Origin of the sequence: Protofrankia sp. CiP1_Cm_nod1, from assembly GCF_920888515.1 — a bacterium.
Taxonomy (GTDB): domain Bacteria; phylum Actinomycetota; class Actinomycetes; order Frankiales; family Frankiaceae; genus Protofrankia.
In genome coordinates this window covers 1-2273 of the sequence record NZ_CAKKTM010000337.1, presented here as the reverse complement: position 1 = coordinate 2273, position 2273 = coordinate 1, and the positions used below count along the sequence as shown (strand labels likewise).

The 2273-nt window shown below is 73.6% G+C and carries 3 protein-coding genes and 1 pseudogene; 1 reads left to right on the top strand and 3 read right to left on the bottom strand.

Annotated features, from left to right (window positions below):
• From NBX02_RS15280 to NBX02_RS15270, 3 genes and pseudogenes are all read right to left on the bottom strand, one after another.
• Nucleotides 1–485, bottom strand: a pseudogene (locus NBX02_RS15280) (hypothetical protein); the annotation flags it as partial.
• Nucleotides 486–830: 345 nt separating this feature from the next.
• The gene (locus tag NBX02_RS15275; RefSeq protein ID WP_445548453.1) at nt 831–1100 is read right to left on the bottom strand and encodes a hypothetical protein; all 270 of its coding nucleotides are present in this window, start codon (nt 1098–1100) and stop codon (nt 831–833) included.
• Nucleotides 1101–1283: 183 nt separating this feature from the next.
• A complete protein-coding gene (locus NBX02_RS15270) occupies nt 1284–1457 on the bottom strand; it encodes a hypothetical protein (protein ID WP_250291895.1) in 174 nt (57 codons plus the stop codon).
• 29 nt (nt 1458–1486) lie between these two features.
• Here NBX02_RS15270 and NBX02_RS15265 point away from each other — a divergent pair.
• A partial coding sequence (locus NBX02_RS15265; RefSeq protein WP_250291893.1) for a Nif3-like dinuclear metal center hexameric protein occupies nt 1487–2273 on the top strand: 787 nt, incomplete at its 3' end.

Genomic DNA, 2273 nt, shown 5'->3' with positions numbered 1-2273 from the left:
GGCACGGGCCGGCTGCCCGCGCCCAGAGCGGTGGGGGAGGGCGAGCCGGCGGGGGAGCGCGGCTGCCGTGGGACGCTGCCGCCGCCACCCGCGGCCCGCCCGGAGGAAGAGCCTCGCGGTGGTGGGACGTCGGTGCACGGCCGGTCCCAGTCCCACAGCTCGTCGGATCTCGCGCGGTCCTGCTTGGTCCGCTGGTAGCCGGCGCTGGCGCGTAACTGGAAGGCCGCCAGGCCCAGACGTTCGAGCCCGTCGAGATGAGCGGGGTCGACGGCGGTGGCGCCGGAGGCGTCCGGCCCGGGAAGGGACTCCAGGGCGGCCGTGGCGGGGCTGACGATACTGACCCGGCCGTAGCAGTGGAGCACCCGCGCGGGCTCGTAGGTCGGTGGTGGCTGGTCGGCCGGGCCCGAGCCGCCGTCACGTACCGTGCTCGCCTGCGCGTACGCATGTGTCACGATGATCTGTTCGGCTGGTATGTCCCCCGCCATGGATGATCCGTATCCCTTCTGGTGGCTGAGCTGTGCGGACAAACTGTGCGGAGTTGTACCTTATTGATCTAGAGTTGTGCCGCGTTTGGGAAAAGTGCGCGGATATCCAGCCCGACGCCATATCCGCACAACAAAGATCTGCATCAGGGATGCGGGTGCCGAGATCCTCCTGCCGGATGGATCCGGCGCGAGCCGGGAACCGGGTGGATCCCGCATCCGGAACAGCCCCGGCCCCGGCTCCGAGATCGTCGGAACCGGGGCCGGGATGGGCTCTGCCGGGGTGGCCGGGGGCGGGTGACAGCCAAAGACGATTACAAATAGTGACTGTCTGTCCGGGGTGGCCGGTTACAGCGGGCGACGCAGCGGCGCCGAAGGTGGTGGCTCGCCCCGGTGCTGCGGGTCACCCCAGCCCACGGGGCCCGGCATGGTGGGCTGGAGATGCTGGCCCGTTCCGGTCTGCGGCCCCAGCTGCCCCGGCTGGCCCGGCTGGCCGCCACGGGCCTGGGCGGCCAGGGCCTCCGCCGCGTTGTGCATGAGCATCTCGATCAGCCGTACGGCCTGTGCGGTCGGAAGGGTCAGTACGACCTCGGCGTCGCCGGCAATCGTGAACGTCACGGATACATCCGCCATGTCGGAATCACGTCCTCGAGTGGGCGCTGGTTGTGCCTCCGCAGGCGCGTATATCACGATTGCGCCTCCTTCGACCTGAGTGTGCCTGAACAAGCGCGCATGCACGGTTTGGATCCGTCTGCCGCAGAGGCCACGGTACGGCGCGGCGGCCGGCCGGTGCCCGCCGCCTCACGGTGGGCCTGCCGGCGCGGCCGCGCCGATCACAGCCCGGTAGTGTCCGGACGGTGGCAGCATCACATCCTCCCGTTCGTCCGGACCTGGGCGGCCGTCGCGGAAGGCCGCCGGGGACACCGGCCGGGCCACCGCTCGGGCCGCGGCCCGGGCCACCGCCCGGATCGTCATGGGTATCGGTGGTATCAGGGGTGCTGGGGGTGCCCGGATCGCGGCCCGGGCCGCTGGGGCTGCCGGCCGGCGCCCGCGCGCGGCAGCCCAGCGTGGCCGAGTGCGTCGCCGAACTGGAGCGGTGCTACCCGCCGTCCTGGGCCCAGTCGTGGGACGCGGTGGGGCTCGCCGTCGGCGACCCGGACATGCCGGTTCAGCATGTTCTGTTCGCCGTCGACCCCGTCGTCGAGGTCGTCCGGGAAGCTGTCGAGCGGGGTGCGCGGCTGCTGGTCACCCACCATCCACTGTTCCTGCGGGGGGTGCACGCGGTGGCCGAGACGAACGCGGGCGGCCGGGTCGTGGCCACCGCCATCCGCGGTGGGGTGGCGCTGTTCACCGCCCACACGAACGCCGATGTGGCCTGCCCCGGGGTGAGCGACGCGCTCGCGGACGCACTCGGGCTCACCGCCGTCGAACCACTCGACAGGCTGCCGGAACGGCCGGGTGGGCCGGAACAGCCGAGGGAGCCGGAACGGCCGGGAGGGCCGGAACGGCCGGGAGGGCCGGAACGGCGGGGAGAGCCAGGACGGCTGGGCGGGCTGGGACGGCTGGGACGGCCGGGGAAGCCGTCGGACGGCCCGGGCCGGCCCGGCAACGGTGGTCTCGGCCGGGTCGGTGAGCTGCCCCGGGCCGAGCCGCTGCACGTCTTCTGCGCGCGGGTGGCCGCCGCGCTGCCCGCCACCGCCGGCGGGGTGCGCGCCACCGGCGACCCGGACCGCCCGGTGCGCCGGATCGCGGTCTGCGGTGGCTCCGGCGGCGAGCTGACCGGTGCCGCCG

Excerpts from the sequence above, each read along its gene's own strand:
- NBX02_RS15270 (WP_250291895.1), bottom strand. The coding sequence starts at position 1,457 with ATGACGATCCGGGCGGTGGCCCGGGCCGCGGCCCGAGCGGTGGCCCGG.